The 17,956-nt window shown below is 47.4% G+C and carries 15 protein-coding genes; 14 read left to right on the top strand and 1 reads right to left on the bottom strand.

Features of this window, described 5'->3' with window-relative positions; genetic code table 11:
• Positions 1–410: 410 nt before the first annotated feature.
• Positions 411–683, bottom strand: a complete 273-nt coding sequence (locus tag AC3DOM_RS06830; RefSeq protein WP_487918285.1) for a hypothetical protein — start codon at positions 681–683, stop codon at positions 411–413.
• A 372-nt stretch (positions 684–1,055) separates the two neighbouring features.
• On the opposite strand from AC3DOM_RS06830, the gene AC3DOM_RS06825 reads away from it, so the two are divergent.
• The 14 genes from AC3DOM_RS06825 to AC3DOM_RS06760 all read left to right on the top strand — a co-directional run.
• Positions 1,056–2,438, top strand: a complete 1,383-nt coding sequence (locus tag AC3DOM_RS06825; RefSeq protein ID WP_487918284.1) for an 8-oxoguanine deaminase — start codon at positions 1,056–1,058, stop codon at positions 2,436–2,438.
• Between the two features lie 33 nt (positions 2,439–2,471).
• A complete protein-coding gene (ade, locus tag AC3DOM_RS06820; RefSeq protein ID WP_487918283.1) occupies positions 2,472–4,313 on the top strand; it encodes an adenine deaminase in 1,842 nt (613 codons plus the stop codon).
• 2 nt (positions 4,314–4,315) lie between these two features.
• The gene (locus AC3DOM_RS06815) at positions 4,316–5,032 is read left to right on the top strand and encodes a GntR family transcriptional regulator (RefSeq protein WP_487918282.1); all 717 of its coding nucleotides are present in this window, start codon (positions 4,316–4,318) and stop codon (positions 5,030–5,032) included.
• Between the two features lie 55 nt (positions 5,033–5,087).
• Positions 5,088–6,332 (top strand): YgeY family selenium metabolism-linked hydrolase, encoded by a 1,245-nt coding sequence (locus AC3DOM_RS06810; protein ID WP_487918281.1) that lies wholly within the window; start codon positions 5,088–5,090, stop codon positions 6,330–6,332.
• A 49-nt stretch (positions 6,333–6,381) separates the two neighbouring features.
• On the top strand, positions 6,382–7,335 hold the full coding sequence (gene pyrB, locus AC3DOM_RS06805; RefSeq protein ID WP_487918280.1) for an aspartate carbamoyltransferase: 954 nt from the start codon (positions 6,382–6,384) through the stop codon (positions 7,333–7,335).
• A 63-nt stretch (positions 7,336–7,398) separates the two neighbouring features.
• Positions 7,399–8,379, top strand: a complete 981-nt coding sequence (locus tag AC3DOM_RS06800; protein ID WP_487918279.1) for an ornithine carbamoyltransferase — start codon at positions 7,399–7,401, stop codon at positions 8,377–8,379.
• 3 nt (positions 8,380–8,382) lie between these two features.
• Positions 8,383–9,327: a carbamate kinase gene (arcC, locus tag AC3DOM_RS06795; RefSeq protein WP_487918278.1), complete on the top strand. Its 945-nt coding sequence runs from the start codon at positions 8,383–8,385 to the stop codon at positions 9,325–9,327.
• A gap of 43 nt (positions 9,328–9,370) precedes the next feature.
• Positions 9,371–11,371 carry a hypothetical protein gene (locus AC3DOM_RS06790; protein ID WP_487918277.1) on the top strand — a complete coding sequence of 667 codons (2,001 nt, stop codon included), beginning with the start codon at positions 9,371–9,373 and terminating at the stop codon, positions 11,369–11,371.
• Between the two features lie 166 nt (positions 11,372–11,537).
• Positions 11,538–12,839 carry a BMP family ABC transporter substrate-binding protein gene (locus tag AC3DOM_RS06785; protein WP_487918276.1) on the top strand — a complete coding sequence of 434 codons (1,302 nt, stop codon included), beginning with the start codon at positions 11,538–11,540 and terminating at the stop codon, positions 12,837–12,839.
• 76 nt (positions 12,840–12,915) lie between these two features.
• Positions 12,916–13,653 carry an ATP-binding cassette domain-containing protein gene (locus AC3DOM_RS06780; RefSeq protein WP_487918275.1) on the top strand — a complete coding sequence of 246 codons (738 nt, stop codon included), beginning with the start codon at positions 12,916–12,918 and terminating at the stop codon, positions 13,651–13,653.
• 12 nt (positions 13,654–13,665) lie between these two features.
• Positions 13,666–14,379, top strand: a complete 714-nt coding sequence (locus AC3DOM_RS06775) for an ATP-binding cassette domain-containing protein (protein WP_487918274.1) — start codon at positions 13,666–13,668, stop codon at positions 14,377–14,379.
• Positions 14,376–15,449 carry an ABC transporter permease gene (locus tag AC3DOM_RS06770; protein ID WP_487918273.1) on the top strand — a complete coding sequence of 358 codons (1,074 nt, stop codon included), beginning with the start codon at positions 14,376–14,378 and terminating at the stop codon, positions 15,447–15,449. Before AC3DOM_RS06775 ends, AC3DOM_RS06770 begins: the two co-directional genes overlap by 4 nt.
• Positions 15,446–16,420 carry an ABC transporter permease gene (locus AC3DOM_RS06765; RefSeq protein ID WP_487918272.1) on the top strand — a complete coding sequence of 325 codons (975 nt, stop codon included), beginning with the start codon at positions 15,446–15,448 and terminating at the stop codon, positions 16,418–16,420. Before AC3DOM_RS06770 ends, AC3DOM_RS06765 begins: the two co-directional genes overlap by 4 nt.
• A 343-nt stretch (positions 16,421–16,763) precedes the next feature.
• A partial coding sequence (locus AC3DOM_RS06760; RefSeq protein ID WP_487918271.1) for a BMP family lipoprotein occupies positions 16,764–17,956 on the top strand: 1,193 nt, incomplete at its 3' end.

Genomic DNA, 17,956 nt, shown 5'->3' with positions numbered 1-17,956 from the left:
TCCCCGTGTTTATGAGAAATCGCTGGATTGCAAATCCAGCCAGAGCCTAAAATGCGTAAGCCCTATTTAATATACTGCAGCCCACTTTACTTTTCAAACAGTCTCTCAAAGCCAGGATACGAAATCAGGGAAATCACTTCAAATCCGATCAATCCTGCCTGCACAGTGGCAGGCTATCCAGCAATTTATTTGCTTCCCCTAAATCAGCGCACTCCAAAATTAATACGGCTTTTTTTCGGTCGCCACGAAAATACATCTCACGAATTTGCCCACGCTGGTGCAATTCCCAGACACGGGCAGCTTCGGTTCTGAGATGCGGGGTGAAATCTTTAGGCTTAGTACCGGGTATCTATTTTTCGATGGCAAGAATTTTCATTGATATATTTTGGAATTAATACTATGAAATGGTGTTAGCCAAGACTGGTAAAACCTTTTTTGTGCGCTTCCAAAATCTCGGCATGGTTTATTGCAAATAACCGTGTGTAACCGCACGCACCGCAGACAGCCGCGTGGAACTCGGACTTGACTTCATCTCGTATCCACAAAAAGGGACGCTTTTCAGGTTCTGGCTCCGCAAGATTGACATAGGCAGGTCTGCCGCCACTGGTCGTCTCTTCCGTTAAGACAGTCAAGCCAGAGACAATATCGCTCGACCCGCATTCAAAACATTTGCTAGCTTTCATGGTTTCTCCTTTGAAACATCCGTTTGATTTTGAATGATGTATTTGGATATGATATATCCTGTTCCATACAATTTCAAGAGGCAAAAGAATATCCTGCTATGAGGCGAGGGTTTGGGTTTCAGTTTTTGCACTAATTGTTCAGGTGTAGTGTACAGTGTTTCTTCTTATGAGAGCGGAGAGTTTCGAAGGGGTAGGAATATTGGCAGTGGGTGGAATTAGGCTAGAAATGACGCTTCAGTATTTTAGGTCAATATGCTTGTTTCGCAAACTTGTCTGACAACTGATTGACATCTCCTCATATTTTTGTTAAACTATAATAAGTTGTCAGACAAGTCTCCTGCTATCCCAACCACCAGCCTGAAGGATGACCAAATGTCCACTCTTCTCATCAAAAACACTACAGTTTTAGTTACCATGGACGACCGCCAGCGCGAGATCGCCGATGGTGGTCTTTTTATCCGGGATGGCTTGATTGAACAGGTCGGCCCCAGTAATGAACTCCCCACATCGGCTGATGAAATCCTCGATCTTACAGGGCATATCATTTTGCCCGGTTTGGTCAATACCCACCACCACTTCTATCAAACACTCACCCGCGCTGTCCCTGCCGCACAGGATGCGAACCTCTTCAACTGGCTGAAAACCCTTTATCCTATTTGGGCGGGGCTGACCCCCGAAGATATTTTCATCTCCACGCAGACTGCGCTGGCCGAACTGGCTTTTTCTGGTTGCACGACGGCCTCTGATCATCTCTATCTTTTTCCAAACGGAAGCAAACTGGATGATGAGATCGATGCCGCCAAAGAGATCGGGATGCGCATCCACGCCTCGCGGGGTTCAATGAGTTTGGGCGAATCTGACGGTGGACTTCCGCCTGATTCCGTTGTGGATACAGAGGAATCCATCCTCAAGGATTCCCAGCGTTTGATCGAGACTTATCACGATTCAAAACCTGGTGCCATGACCCAGATCGTCCTTGCGCCTTGCTCCCCTTTCAGTGTTACATCAGACCTGATGAAGCAGTCTGCCATATTGGCTCGTGAATATGGCGTGCAATTGCACACCCATCTCGCCGAAACGGAAGATGAGGAACAATTCTGTCTTGATATGTTCGGCCATCGTCCCGTGGATTATATGGGCGAAGTCGGCTGGCTTGATAGCGATGTTTGGTTTGCCCACTCGGTGTACGTGAATGAAGAAGAGATCAATACCTATGCAAAGCATCATTGTGGTGTGGCGCATTGCCCCTCTTCGAATATGCGTCTGGCCTCCGGCATCGCTCCGATCAAAGAGATGCTCGCCGCTGGGGTGGATGTTGGCCTCGGCGTGGATGGCTCCGCCTCTAACGATGGCTCACATATGCTCGGGGAAGCGCGTCAGGCGATGTTGCTCGCCCGCGTCAAAGAGGGCATCACAGGATATTCACTCTCCAGCGATAATCGTAAATTGATGACTGCCCGAGACGCTTTACAACTAGCCACCCGTGGTGGTGCTGCCGTTTTAGGCCGTTCTGATATTGGTTCGCTTGAAAAAGGCAAATGCGCTGATTTCTTCGCCATCAAATTAAATACCCTCGACTACGCAGGCGCCTTGCATGATCCTGTTGCCGCGACCATCTTCGCCCAACCCGTCAAAGCGAATTACACTGTTGTGAACGGTAAATTTGTTATTAAGGAAGGCCAACTTCTTCATGTCGATGAAGCCGAGCTGGTTAAGAAACATAATAAAGCTGCAAAAAGATTGTTGGATCGCTAAAAAGATTTCCTGCATTTATACGAAAGAAAATTTATGACATCTTCTCTCAGCCTTACAAAAAAACTCGTCAACGTTGCCATGGGACGCGAAAGCGCCGATATGGTTATTCGTGACGGTGTGTGGGTGAGCGTTCAATCGGGCGAATTCATCCCTAACACCGACATTGCTATTGTTGATGGACATATCGCCTATGTTGGAGGAGATGCCTCGCATACCATTGCGCAAGATACCAAGATTATTGATGCGGGCGGAAAATATCTTGTCCCCGGTCTGCTTGACGGGCATATGCATGTCGAATCAGGGATGGTCACAGTGACTGAATTTGTGCGCACTGTTGCCAAACGCGGTACCACGGGAATTTTCATTGACCCGCATGAGATCGCCAATGTTTTTGGCCTCAAGGGTGTCAAATTAATGGTGGATGAAGCCGCCGGGCAGCCGATCCACGTTTGGGTACAAATGCCTTCCTGTGTCCCCTCCGCGCCAGGATTTGAGACGCCAGGCGCAGAAATTACCCCCGACGACGTTGCCGAAGCGATGACCTGGCCTGGGATCATTGGGCTTGGTGAGGTGATGGATTTCCCCGGCGTTTTCAACGCTGGTGAGAAAATGATGGCTGAAATCGCCGCCGCTCGCGACGCTGGGAAAGTGATTGGTGGACATTATCCTAATCTTAATCTGGGTACAATTTTTCATGGCTATGTTGCCGCCGGGATCGAGGATGATCACGAGGGCACCCGCGTTGAAGATGCGATCGCCCGTGTTCGCCAGGGGATGAAGGCCATGCTGCGTTACGGCTCCGGCTGGCTGGATGTGGAAGGACAGGTGGATGCGATCCTTAAGCATAAACTGGATTCGCGCCGCTTTATCTTGTGCACAGACGATTCCCATGCGGGGACTCTTACTCAAGATGGGCATATGGACAGAGTGTTGCGCCACGCCATTGACGCTGGCTTGCCACCGTTAACCGCACTTCAGATGATGACGATCAACACCGCCGAACACTTCGGCCTGACCCGTGAAATGGGCATGATCGCTCCTGGCCGCTGGGCAGATGTGCTGCTTGTTGAAGATTTGAACGATTTTCACCCGGAGACGGTGATTGCCAAAGGGCAGGTCATCGCGCAGAAAGGCAAGATCACGATTGATCTCCCGAGCGTGGATTACCCTGTTTGGGCGCGAGATTCTGTCAAGTTGGGGCATCCGCTCAAAGCCGAAGATTTTGCCCTGAAAACGGAAGCAACTGTGGGCACACCCTCCGCTCCGCTTCGAGCACAGGCGAGCGTCACGGCCAATGTTATTGGTGTGATCGAAAACCAGGCCCCGACAAAACATCTGAAGTTGGAAGTCGCAGTGGAGGATGGTGAAGTTTCCTTACCGCTCGCGGGGGGGAAGGAAGGGGGGGCTGATATTGCCAAGCTTGCCTTGGTTGAGCGGCATAAAGCCACCGGTGATGTGACCGTTGGTCTCGTAAGCGGATTTGGCTTTTCGGAAAAATGCGGGATTGCTTCAACGGTTGCGCACGACAGCCATCATATGCTGGTGACCGGAACGAGTGAGGAAGATATGGCAATTGCTGCCAATAAGCTCGCAGAAGTTGGTGGGGGGCAGGTGGTCGTCAAAGACGGCAAGGTGATCGGGTTGGTCGAGTTGGAGATAGCAGGTTTGATGTCTACCGAAGAGGCTTCAATTGTGGCGCAAAAGGCTACCACCGTTCTGGGTGGTTTCAAGGCTTGCGGTTGTACCTTGAGTAACCCGAATATGCAGTTGAGTTTGCTGGCCTTGGTTGTCATCCCTGAACTGAGAATTTCAGATATGGGTCTGGTTGATGTGATTAATTTTGAATTAATCCCTGTGATTGAGACGGGAAAATAAATATGGCTGTGAATTCGCCTTTTCAAAAATTACAAGCGGACCTGGGAGTTTTGATCTCGACAATCCCGGCGGGAGAACGTTTGCTTTCAGAGCCAAAGCTGGCAAAACAATTGGGCGTATCGCGCGCAACTTTACGTGAGGCAATGCGAACATTTGAGACGCAGGGTCTTATCCGCAGGCGGCAGGGAGCGGGAACCTTTGTCGTTGGGCAGGTGCCAGTTTTGGAAAGTGGTCTGGAGGTCCTGGAGAGTATCGAAACAATGGCCCAACGCATGGGGATGACTGTTTCAGTAAAAGATTTCCGGGTTGAGCAAGTGCTTGCAACAGAGAAGCAGATCCAAAAACTGAACGTTCCGCTTGAGACTCCCTTGATTCGAATTTCACGTGTGATGAGTACGAATAAGCGCCCAGCAGCATTTCTGGTCGATACTTTGCCCAGCGATTTTCTCTCAGAAGATGAGCTTCCTGATAAATTTCGAGGCTCTGTGCTGGATTTTTTGATTGCTCGAGGTGATTCGCCTACGATGGCGAAAATAGCTGTAAATGCGAGAAGCGCCCCATCCTATGTGGCTAAAGCCTTAGAAATTCAGCGTGGTGACGTGTTGTTAAGATTGAGTTCACAGCTTTACCTGGATGCGGATCAGGTGATCGACTATAGCATTGGGTATTTTTTACCAGGTTATTTCAATTTTCATGTATTGGGACGCGTACACCTCTAAAACATTTGTATTATGTGTTGAACTATTTTATTTGTAGGAGTTTTAAAAAATTATTATGGAATATTCTAAAGACGAGGCAGTACAGGAAATCAAAAAGCGAGTTAATGCCGCACATGACGACATCGTTCAGTTTATGCGAGATATTGTTGCTATTCCAAGCATGGATGGGCAACTGAAAGATGTCGGGGAGCGAATTGGGGCTGAGATGACAAAGTTGGGCTTTGATGAAGTCCGCTTTGATAAGATGGGAAATATCCTGGGCCGAATTGGCAAGGGCAAGAGAGTTATTGTTTATGACTCACATATTGATACAGTCGGCATCGGTGACCTAGCTGACTGGGAGTGGGATCCTTTTGTAGGCAAGGTCGAAGATGGCATTCTGTTTGCGCGTGGTGCAGTGGACGAAAAGGGTTCCACGCCCGGGATGGTGTATGGCTTAGCGATGGCACGGGACCTGGGCCTCCTCGAAGATACCACCGCCTATTACTTTGGCAATATGGAGGAGTGGTGTGATGGAATCGCTCCCAACATCTTTGTGGAAGTGGATCCGGGGATTCGTCCTGATTTTGTCGTCATCGGAGAGCCGACTAAAATGCAGATTTACCATGGGCACAAAGGCCGGATTGAATTGAAGATCACTGCCTCTGGTAAGTCGGCACACGCCGCATCCCACTATCTGGGTGATAACGCGGTATATAAAATGATGGCAATCATCACACAAATCCGCGAATTGGATCGCCGATTTCGTCTTGGATTGGGATCTCATCCAAAGCAGGGAAACCCCTCAATTGCAGTGACCGATGTCCGGGCACGTACGGATTCTCTCAACGCGGTGCCCAATCAATTTTCGATCTACTTGGACCGCCGTATCACTTCGAACGAGCCACATGATGAAGTCATTGCGCAGGTCAAGGGATTGATCCCCGATTATCTGCAGGGTGAAATCACCGTGGAAGAACTGTTTTACGACGAGCCGTCGTACACAGGATTTAAATTTCCTGTATCAAAGTTCTACCCGGCCTGGCTACTGGATGATACGCATCCGATGACGCAGGCGGGGCAGGATACTATCGAGACGTTATGGGGGGAGAGGCGGAAGTTGGGCACATGGGATTTTTCAACCAACGGTACCTACTGGGCTGGTAAGGCAGGCATCCCCTCGATTGGTTTTGGTCCTGGTAATGAGAAATTTGCACATGCAATTCTAGAGCAAGTCCCGCTAAAGGAGGTTGTCGACGCCACACAGTTTTATGCGCTTTTTCCAATGATATTGTCTGAAAAAATGATAGCAGAAGGATAGATTTCTAGATAGTCTACATTCATATTTATATTGAACTAGGAGGTTCAACATGCGTAGTTTTGCAGGTCGTGATATTCTTTCTTTAAAGAACTTTGAACGAAATGAGTTTTCCCGTGTATTTGAAGTAGCTGATGAGTTGGCACCCTTTGCCCGCAATCGCCAGAATACTGATCTTCTGGCAGACAAAACATTGGTGACAGCATTCTACCAGCCCTCTACCCGGACGCGTTTAGCCCACGAAGCCGCCATGCACCGTTTGGGTGGCCATGTGACTGGTTTTGCTGACGCAAAGATGACCCGCGCGGGTGATTTTTATCAAGAGTCGATTAAAGATACCATCAAGATGTTGGAATTTTACGGTGATGTGGTCGTGATGCGCCATTTCGAGAAAGGCGCACCGCACGAGGCCGCCAAATGGGCTTCAATTCCGATCATTAATGGTGGTGATGGCTGGGGTGAACATCCTACCCAGATATTGACCGATTTATATACAGTTCTAAAAGAAAAGGGCACCATTGATGGCCTGAAGTGGGTTGCTGTTGGTGATATGCGCATGCGTACCATGCATTCATTGGGGCACGCGTTAACACAATATGATTGCCCGATCACCTTTGTGGCGCCTCCTGGCATGGAAATGCCCGAAGAATATGAAAAAGATTTTGATGCGATGGCATTGGACTATAGCTATGCGGACCATGTTGGTGATGTAATTGGTGATGCGGATGTGATCCTTGTTGAACCGACGGTACAGCCTGATTACACTAAATCTCGCGACGAGCGCTCCGGCGAAGTTCCCACCACACCAGATAATTATAAAATCACGTTGGATCTGCTCAAGAACAAAGCCAAATCTGACGCAATCTTGTTACACTCTTTGCCGCGTATGGATGAAGTACCGGATAATGTAGACATTTCCAGATGGTCACGCTACTGGCAGGAAGCTTTCAATGGCGTTGTCATGCGCATGGCTCTGCTGGCATTAATTACCGGTAAAATGGAATAGTTTGAATAAGTTAGCTATTGCAGGGGTGCAGCTGCATCCCTGCAATTTATAAGGAGATTAATTATGCAATCTGATTTGCGAGGCCGAGACTTAATCGGCGATTTGGACTTCAGTAAAGAGGAAGTCGAAACTATTTTGGATGTAGCCTGGGATTTGAAGCGCAAACGCGCTCTCGGAGAATCTCATGCATATCTGCGAGACAAGACGCTGGCGATGCTTTTCTTCTTCTCAAGCACCCGCACGCGTGGTTCATTTGAGTCTGGCATGGCTCAATTGGGTGGACATGCTGCTTTTATCGAAAGCCGCACCACACAAATTTCCCACGGTGATACCGAGACTGAGATGGGCGAAATATTTGGTCGTTATTTCGATGGTATTGCCATCCGCCATGTCGACTGGGGAATTGGAAACCGCTATCTTAATCTGGTTGCCAGCGCATCCCGCGTCCCCGTACTTAATATGCAATGCGAAATTTATCATCCACACCAATGTTTGGCTGATATCATGACCATTATCGAAAAGAAAGGCCGCAACCTGAAACGCAAGAAGATGGTCGTTTCCTGGGCGTATGCCTCCTCTTACCTGAAACCGATTTCCGTGCCGCAATCGCTGATCTTGCAGATGCCACGCTTCGGTCTGGACGTGGTTCTCGCGCATCCGCCTGAGTTCAAGCTAATGCCTGAGATCATGGAGCAAGCCCAGGAAGCAGCCCGTGTCGCCGGCGCAGGATTTGAAGTCACCGATGATATGGAAGCAGCTTTCAAAGATGCCGATGTCGTCTACGCAAAATCCTGGGGTCCATTGTTGACCACCCAGGATCCCGATGAAGGGAAAGTCATTCAGGATAAATACAAGAGCTGGATCACCGATCAACGCAAAATGGATTTGGCGAAAGAAGATGCGATTTATATGCATCCCCTTCCCGCAGATCGTGATGTTGAAGTCACCAGTGAAGTGATGGACGGACCGAACTCTGTTGTTTTTGACCAGGCTGAAAATCGTATGCATGCCCAAAAAGCCGTTATGGCTTTAACGATGAGGTAAAAAATGGCAGATAAAAAAGTAGCTGTTCTCGCCGTTGGTGGGAATGCCCTGATCGTAGATAAAAATAAAAAATCGATTCCCGATCAATTTGACGCGGTCAAAGAGACGATGAGTCATATCGCCGGGATGATCGAAGATGGCTGGGACGTTGTCATCACTCATGGGAATGGACCCCAGGTTGGATTTATCCTGCGCCGTTCTGAGTTATCATTGCACGAACTGCACCCCGTCCCTATGGATTACTGCGGTGCAGATACACAAGGTGCAATCGGTTATATGGCACAGAAAGCCCTGCATAATGAATTCAAGAAACGTGGCATTGATAAAACAGCCGTGACTGTTGTGACCCAAGTTGAAGTTAGCGCAGATGACCCCGCATTCCAGAACCCTTCCAAACCAGTTGGCTCATTCCTCGATGAGGAAACCGCCAAGGAACGCATGGCACAGGGACAAGATTTTATTGAAGATGCCGGCCGGGGCTGGCGTCGGGTTGTGCCTTCACCATTGCCGATGAATATCATTGAAGTCAGTGCAATCAAAAAACTGATCGAGGGTGGCTTCTCTGTCATCGCGGTTGGTGGAGGAGGCATCCCTGTAGTTGAGAAAGAAAATGGTGATCTGCGCGGTGTTGAAGCGGTGATTGACAAAGATTTCGCTTCTGGCCTGCTCGCCAACAATATCGGGGCGGATTTGCTGATCATCTCAACTGCGGTGGAGAAGGTCGCAATAAACTTTGGTAAAGAAAATCAGGAATGGCTTGATAAAATGACCGTTGCTGAAGCTGAGAAATATATTGCAGAAGGTCACTTTGCACCTGGCAGTATGCTCCCTAAAATTCAGGCAATTGTCAAGTTTTTGAAAGAAGGCGGCAAAAAAGCCCTCGTCACCGATCCCCCGAATATTCAACGCGCGTTGCGCGGTGAAACGGGGACATGGATCGTTCCGTAAATTGTCTTGAAGGGGCGGGTCTTTGACCCGCCCCTATCTGTATATGAAACGTTTCCTTGCTATCATCACATCTCCTCCCCTCATTCTCGCGGCGATAGCCGCGTTCGCTTACGGTATCCTTGCACCCCAACTTGGTTTTTATTGGGACGATCTCCCCATTGGCTGGATCCGCTACGAGCTTGGCACCGAAGCCCTCTCTCGTTACTTCTCCACCAACCGTCCTGCAATGGGAATTCTCTACCAAGGCCTCACCGGCATCATCCCTTTTAAACCCATATACTGGCAATTTCTAGCCCTTATTCTTCGCTGGATAAGCTCGGTTCTTTTCTGGGCTATTTTCCGTCAACTTTTTCCGCGGCAAAAGACGCTCTCAATTGTTGCAGGTTTACTTTTCCTCCTCTACCCTGGATTCAACCAACAATTTATCTCCTTTGTTTATAGCTCTCATTTTTTTACACTTGTCTTCTTTCTTTTATCCATTTTTGCCATGCTCAAGCGAACACAAATTTGGACAATCGCAGCACTGCTCGCCTCTACAATTAATCTCCTTCTAGGGGAATATTTCTTCCTCTTGGATTTGATACGTATCCCCATTCTTTGGACTACTCTTGGAGATTTCCCCAATCTCAAGGAACGAGTGCGGCGCGTGTTTTTAGCCTGGTCACCGTATTTGGGCATTTTATTGGTGATGATCATCGGCCGTGTTTTCTTCATCTCCAATGAGACTTACGGGTATAGTCTCCTCGCCGAATTGCGTGCTGCCCCGCTCCTTACTCTCAGGGATTTAATCAAAACTGTATTCCTCAGCCTCTGGACAACCCTCATTGCTGCGTGGGGGCAGGCATTTGTACTTCCAGATTTTGAATTGCAGGGAAAAGTTACCATTGCCATTTATCTTTTGGTAATTATATTTTCTCTTGCCGCTACATTATTTGCATATCATCTCTCTCCTGCCCGTAGGGGAGATTCTCGAGAATCAGAGGGAGAAAAACAGGATGCAATCAGGCTGATCTTCCTCGGCTTCTTCGCCGCCCTTCTCGCTGGCATTCCCTTTTGGATGACGGGATTGCCCGTTTCGCTCGGTTTTCCGGCTAATCGGGCAACATTGCCTTTTATACTTGGTAGCGTACTTGTCCTTGTTGGATTTTTGACTTTCCTGCCACGCAAAAATTTGCGATTATTTATTTTTGCCCTGTTGATCGCATTCTCTGCTGGCCGTCAATTTTTATGGGCAGATGAATTCCGGCGAGATTGGAACGTACAAAAAAATCTATTCTGGCAACTCTCCTGGCGCGTCCCCGCTATAGAAGAAGATACCGCTATTCTTCTCAACGAAGGTGCGCTCAAGTTTTATGCTGACAACTCTCTCAGCGCTCCCCTCAACTGGATTTATGCCCCCAAGGCAACAGAAGCCCACATCCCCTATATGCTTTTTTATCCGCGCTCGCGGCTTGGGCAGGGAATACCGGCTCTTGAAAAAGGGCATTCGTTGACGCATGATTTCATTGCCGGAGAATTTCACGGAAATACTTCGCAGATGATTTTGGTTAATTTTTCACCGCCGGGATGTGTGCATATTGTAGATCCTGAGATTGACACCAAGAATCGCTTTATTTCTGATATTTTGCTTCGGGATGCTGCATCCTTATCTCGCCCAGAGCTGATCCTGCCCTTTGGCGAACCCCAACTCCCAGACATCTACGCACCCGAGCCTGCGCATGGATGGTGCTATTATTTCGAGAAAGCGGATTTGGCCCGCCAATTTGGTGATTGGGATCAAGTCGTCGCATTGGGCGCCCAGGCTTTTAACACGGGAGACCATCCCAACGACCCAACAGAGAATTTTGTTTTTATCGAAGGCTATGCATTCACAGGAGACTGGGCGCAGGCCGAGCAACTATCCGTTCGTGCGAATCGGGTTTCTCCATCCTATATGGCCCCATTGTTATGCCCTCTCTGGGAGCGAATCGAAGCAAACACAATCGATGGTCTTTATAAAACAGAGACTTTGATTCGTGTCAGAGAAAAATTGAATTGTAAGTAAAAATAAGTTCTTTATCCTTCGGAAGAAGGATATTTGACATTCGACAAAATACCTTAACTCTTTTATCCTTTATAATAGAACCTTGAAAGGAGGCGATGCCGTTAAAACTGCATTACCTGAATATTTAATCGTTGTTGAAAGTTTCAAACCTAATTAAGTAGTAGAAATGAATAAGAAGATTTTATGGTTTATGAGTATTTTGATGATTGCTGCCTTTGTGCTTTCCGCCTGTGGCGGCGGTGCTGACGCCCCCGCAGCAGAAGAGGCCCCCGCAGTTGGAGAAGCCCCCGCAGCAGAAGAAGCTCCCGCGGCGGTTGAAGAAATGGTCGACTGCAAGGCAGAAGCTTCTGGTGAAACCGAGGGTTCCTATCAGATCCCGGCAACCATTGAAGGTTGTTATAACGTTGGCTTCGTTTATGTTGGCCCTCATGATGATGGCGGCTGGACACAGGCTCACGATGTTGGTCGTATGTGGGTTGAAGATAATGTCGAAGGTGTACATACTGCCTATGTTGAGATCGTGGCAGAAGGTGCCGATGCTGAGCAGGTTATTCGCTCCCTGGCTCGCAAGGGTTTTGATGTAATTTTCACCACTTCCTTTGGTTATATGGATGCCTCCGAAGTTGTTGCTGACGAATTCCCGGATGTGGATATCATCCACCTGACCGGCTTCAAAGCGAATGAAGCAAACTTTGGTAACCTGATGGGCGCCATGGAAGACATGAAATATCTGGCTGGTATGTTGGCTGGCTCCCGTGCAAAGATGGATGGCAATCCCAAACTGGGCTATATTGCTACCTATCCATCTCCCGAAGAATCCCGCTTGGGCAATGCCTTTGCCTTTGCCTTAGGCGTTGCTGAGATTTGTCCTGATTGCACTATTGATGTGCTTTTGATTTCGACTTGGGATGATCCTGTTGTAGAAAAAGAAGCAGCTATTTCTCTTTTTGATGCCGGTGCAAGTGTTGTGATTACTGATGCCGATAGCCCCATTCCAGCGGAGGTTGCTCCAGAAGGCAGATGGGGCATCACCTATAACTATAGCGAAAATTGTATAGTAGAAACTTGCCTGACTTCTGTATATTGGAATTGGGGTCCTGTTTATGGTCGTATCATTGAAGAATCAATAGAGGGTATCTGGCGAGGTGGTTCAGAATACTTTGATGCAGATACTGGCGCAATGGGATTATTTGGCTTTATGGATGGCGAGACTATGCAACCCGGCACGGCTGAACTCCCCGAAGAAGATTTATCTCTGATTGAAGATACCCTTGCCAAGATGTTGGTTGGCGAATTTGATCGTTTTGATGTTTTTTCTGGACCACTTACCGATAACCAAGGTAATGAAATCCTCGCAGAAGGCGAAACCCTTGAACAAATTGACCTTGTCGGTTTCGCACAATCTGGTAGCGAATGTGAAATCGGTATGTACTGGTGGAATGAGAATATCACCACCGAACTACCGTAACTTGAGTTGATCGTGGGTGTAGAAAAACTATTGTATTTGAGATTCGATGATGAAAAAATGAAAAAGAGAGTATTTTATGCGCGTTGAAATAAAAGATATTCGAAAATATTTTGGAACTGTCAAAGCGAACGATGGCATTACCTTGACGTTAGAAGAAGGGCATATCTACGGGTTGCTGGGCGAAAATGGAGCCGGCAAAAGTACCCTGATGAAAATCCTTTCAGGATACCAAACTTTCGATACGGGGGAAATTGTTTTTGATGGACAGCCCCAAGTATTTGATTCTCCTCGCTCTGCTCTGGCTAGCGGGATTGGTATGTTATATCAAGAACCCCATGATATGCCACCCTTCCGCATTATTGATAATTATTTGCTGGGATGTGACAAGCATCTGCGCTTGAATTACCGAAGAGCGGAGAAAGAGCTTAATGAGTTATCTTCACGCTATGGTTTTGAACTTGATATAGAAGATCAAGTCGATTCGCTTTCTCTTGGGGAACGTCAACAACTCGAATTAGTGCGTTTGCTGGCGGGGGGAGCGGAGGTGTTGATTCTTGATGAGCCGACCACCGGCATTAGTGCCGAGCAGAAGAATGTTTTATTTGCTTCAATGCGTAAACTGGCGCATGAAGAAGGCAAAACGCTTATTTTAGTATCACATAAATTAAGTGAAATACAAGAACTTTGTGATCATGCTTTTGTCTTGCAGCGGGGGAGATATGTTGGAGAGATGGGAATTCCCTGTCCTAATGACAAATTGGTTGAACTAATGTTTGGGCAGGTACCGCCACGTTCAGAACGCCCCGCTTTTTAGTTAGAGAAGCCCATGCTGGAAGTGCGTAATCTTGCTATTTCCACTTACCGTTTGGCTGTAAAAGATTTTAATATGTCTGTGCGGGCGGGTGAAGTTTTTGGCTTGGCAGGTTTGGAGGGAAGTGGTCAACGATTACTGATGCAGGCTTGTGCCGGTTTGGTACGTCCTGAAAGTGGAGAGATTATCTTGGATGGGGAGGATATTACAAGTTGGTCTTATCATAAAACTCGAAAAGCTGATGTTGCTTATGTTGCCGCAGGACGACTTGAGGAGGGACTTCTTTCTGGTCTATCGTTAACAGAGCATGTTGTTCTTTCACAAAAAGAGCATAATTTCTTTGTCGATTGGAACGCCTCAGAGCAGGATATGCAGGAACGTATTAAATATTACCAAATTGTTGGTCGCCCGGATTCTACTGCTGACGAACTTTCTGGGGGGAATCAGCAGCGATTACTTTTTAGTCTACTTTGGGATAAGTTGAAACTAATTTTATTAGAGCATCCCACTCGCGGACTAGACGTTCGCTCAACCAACTATATTTGGGATCTCTTTTATCAGCGGCGCAAGGATGATACGGCGATTTTATTTATATCTCCGGATTTGGATGAAATTATCGAGCGCAGTGATCGCATTGCTGTTTTCTCTGGAGGTGTGATGTCGCGTATTGTGGATGCAAAAATAACCTCTGTGGAAGAACTTGGACATTTGATTGGAGGCAATTTATGAAAACCCGTGACTGGGTAGAACGGGTTTGGCCTGTTGTACCTGTTTTTGCCGCATTATTATTTACTACAGTACTACTTTTTCTCTTTGATACAAACCCTATTGAAGCCTTTCAAGCCATGTGGCAGGGAGCCTTCGGCACGCAAGACAATACGCTAAGTGTGATGGCTTTTACCATCCCGCTCTTATTAAGTTCCCTTGGCTTGCTCGTGACTTTTACAGCAGGTTTGTGGAATATCGGTATCGAAGGGCAAATTGTGATGGGCGCAGTTGCGGCTAGCTGGGTAGCCTTATATATGGATGCCTCGCGCCCTGTGATGATTGCAGTAGAAATTATTGTGGCGATGCTGGCTGGGGCATTGTGGGCTGGATTAGTAGGGTTGTTAAAAACTCGCGGCGGCGTGCATGAGATTTTTGGCGGGCTGGCATTAAATAATCTGGCTATCATTTTTACAAATTTCCTTATTTCTGGTCCTTGGCAACCTCCTGAAGGTGGTAGTTTCCATGGAACAGTTCCTTTCCCTGAAGCTGCTCAACTTTCTCGTTTTGCTGAATCGCGTTTTGCGCCAATCTCGCTACTTTTTGCGCTGATTGCTTTTGCAGTGGTATTTATAGCCCTGAAAGGCACTACTTGGGGTTTGAAACTAAAAGCATTAGGCAAAAATCCGCGTTCGGCTTTTTTATTAGGTGTTTCTAGCGAACGCGAAGCCATTTTTTCCTTGATGTTTTGTGGTGCATTAGCCGGGTTGGGCGGTGCAGTGAGGGTCTTGAGTTGGTATGGAAATTTGAAACAAAATATCTCAGGGGGCATTGGGTATTTGGCTTTGCTCGTGGTCATGTTGGCAGTTTATCGAATACTTTTAGTCCCTCTGATCTCATTTTTCTTTGCAGCAGTACTTAACGGCAGTATCGTTTTGCAATTGCGAACTCAACTACACTCTTCTTTGGGGGGCATCCTTACCGGTGTTATGGTGCTTTTTGTTCTCTTATTTGGCTCGAGTAAAGGACTAGGCATTGGCAAACCTTCAAGCGAAGAGACACCGAAACTAGAAAATAGTGAGAGTAAAACATGAATGAAAGTGAACTAATACGAACCTTAGCGTCAATTATTTTACAAGGCACCCCACTGATAATTGCTGTCATTGGTGAGACCATAACAGAGCGGGCGGGCGTTATCAACTTGTCTTTAGATGGCACAATGCTTATGTCGGCGATGACAGGCTTTGTGGTTGCGTATAAAACAGATAGTGTTTGGTGGGGCTTTCTTGCGGGTGCGGCGGTTGGCGCATTATTTGCACTGATTATCGCTTTTGGTAGCATCCGACTGCGCCAAAGCCAAGTGGCTGTGGGCTTCGTACTTACCCTGCTCGGTGACGATTTGAGTGCCTTTTTAGGGCAAAATTTTACCCGTATACCTGGTCCTGCTGTTGATTTTTTACCCATCCCTATTTTAAAAGATATTCCTATTCTAGGACCGATATTTTTCAATCATAATATCGTGGTTTATTTTGCCTTTGCGTTGGTTGGCTTAACATGGTGGTGGTTCAATCGTACACAACCGGGCTTGCACTTACGCGGGGCCGGAGAACGCCCAGAAGCTGCCTTTGCACGCGGTGTTAATGTTAACCGAGTGCGTTATATCTACTCCCTCGTAGGCGGCGCATTTGTAGGTATTGCTGGAGCATCTTATTCTTTAAGCGTTAAAGTAGGCTGGGCAGAAGGTCATACTCGTGGTTTGGGTTGGATAGCCCTAGCAATTGTTATTTTTGGCGGATGGTCACCCATTCGTGGCGCACTAGGTGCGATACTCTTTGGGGCTACCAAAGCTCTCGCCACTGTGCTACAACGAACATTCCCAGAGGTATCTGTCGTTGCCTTCAATGCAATCCCTTGGCTCTTGATGATTCTGGTATTATTGGCTGTTGGTAGTGAAGCTACTGAACGGCTTGTTCTTATTATGCCGCGCCCCTTACAGCGTCCATTACGGCGTTTCTTAGGTGCGGCATCACCAATGGCTTTAGGAACAATTTTTGGTGAAGATTGAAAAAAAGGAGGTGTTGTTAATGACAAAACAAACCCCAAAATAATATCTTGGATTGAGAAAATTTGGGATAGTTTAATGCGATTGTGGAAACCTAAGAGTTTTAGATTGTGGATAGGCTTCGGGACGCACATGATTTGGGTTTGGGTGCCGTCTCAGATAAACATTTGTGCGGCGTAAGCAGAAAAATCTTCACGCCGAGAAGATGTTGATTTGTAGCACTCAAGTTAAAGTCACACCACTCCGCTTCGGTGCAAGTGTACGAGACGAGGCTTTTTTTCCCTTTTTTCACACGCTTATAAACCATCCTAAAAAATGTTTGTTCTAAATAATAAGGAGAAGAAAGATGAAAAAGAAATTTCTAGTTATGTTTTTGGCTTTAGCGTTAGTTTTGGTAGCCTGCCAACCTGCGCCTGCCGAGGAAGCCCCTGCTGTAGAAGAACCCGTTGCAGAAGAACCTGTCGCGGAAGAACCTGCAGAAGAGCCAGCTGCAGAAGCAGAGCCATTGACTTTCGGTATGGTTTTGGTTGGACCTAAAAATGACCGTGGCTGGAGTCAAGCGCATTTTGAAGGGGGCTTATATATTGAGGCGAATATGGAAGGCGCAAAAATGATCGTCTTCGAGAGCCTCAACCCCGGCGATAAACCTGAAGCCACGCTTGAGGGTGTTGTGGATGATATGGTTGCTCAAGGTGCCACTCTGGTTATCACTACATCCGATGCTTTTGAAGAAGATACAGTCGGTGTAGCAGAAAAATACCCCGATGTAGTTTTTATCAACTCTTCAGGCGATGATGTTTTGGTTGGCGGCGCGCCATCAAACTTGGGCAATACTATGGGACAAATGGTCAATATGAAATATATTGCTGGCTGTTCTGCTGCTTTGGCAACTGAAACAGGTCAGATTGGCTACCTTGGACCACTAATCAATACAGAGACAAAACGAGAAGCCTCTGCTGCCTATTTGGGCGCACGCTACTGCTACGAAAATTACAAAGGTGGCGATCCTGCTGATTTGAAATTCACCGTCACCTGGATTGGTTTTTGGTTCAATATCCCCGGCGTAACCCTTGACCCAACCGAAGTTGTGACCAGTTTCTTTGATAGTGGCGCAGATGTGGTTTTGAGCGGCATTGATACTTCTGAAGCTATTGACGGTGCTGGACAGCGTGCCAGTCGAGGCGATGCTGTTTGGGCATCACCTTACGGTCATATTGACGGATGTGACAATGCGCCAGATGTATGCTTGGGTGCTGCGTTCTTCAACTGGAATCCTGCCTATCTGGCAATCGCTGAATCTGTTGTAGCTGGCACTTGGGAACAATCTTGGGATTGGAACCTGCCCTACTGGGATGACCTAACAGACCTTGACCAGACCAATGTTGGCTGGAGCGATGGTTCTGCTCAAAGCGAAGAACTAGCCGCTAACTTAGATGATTTCGTTGCTAAATTGGCAGCCGGAGAAATTGATCTCTGGGCAGGTCCTCTCAACTTGCAAGATGGTACTGAGTTAGTTGCTGAAGGCGCAACCGCTGAAGG

Source organism: Candidatus Desulfolinea nitratireducens, assembly GCF_982879505.1.
This window is presented reverse-complemented; position numbering and strand designations above follow the sequence as displayed.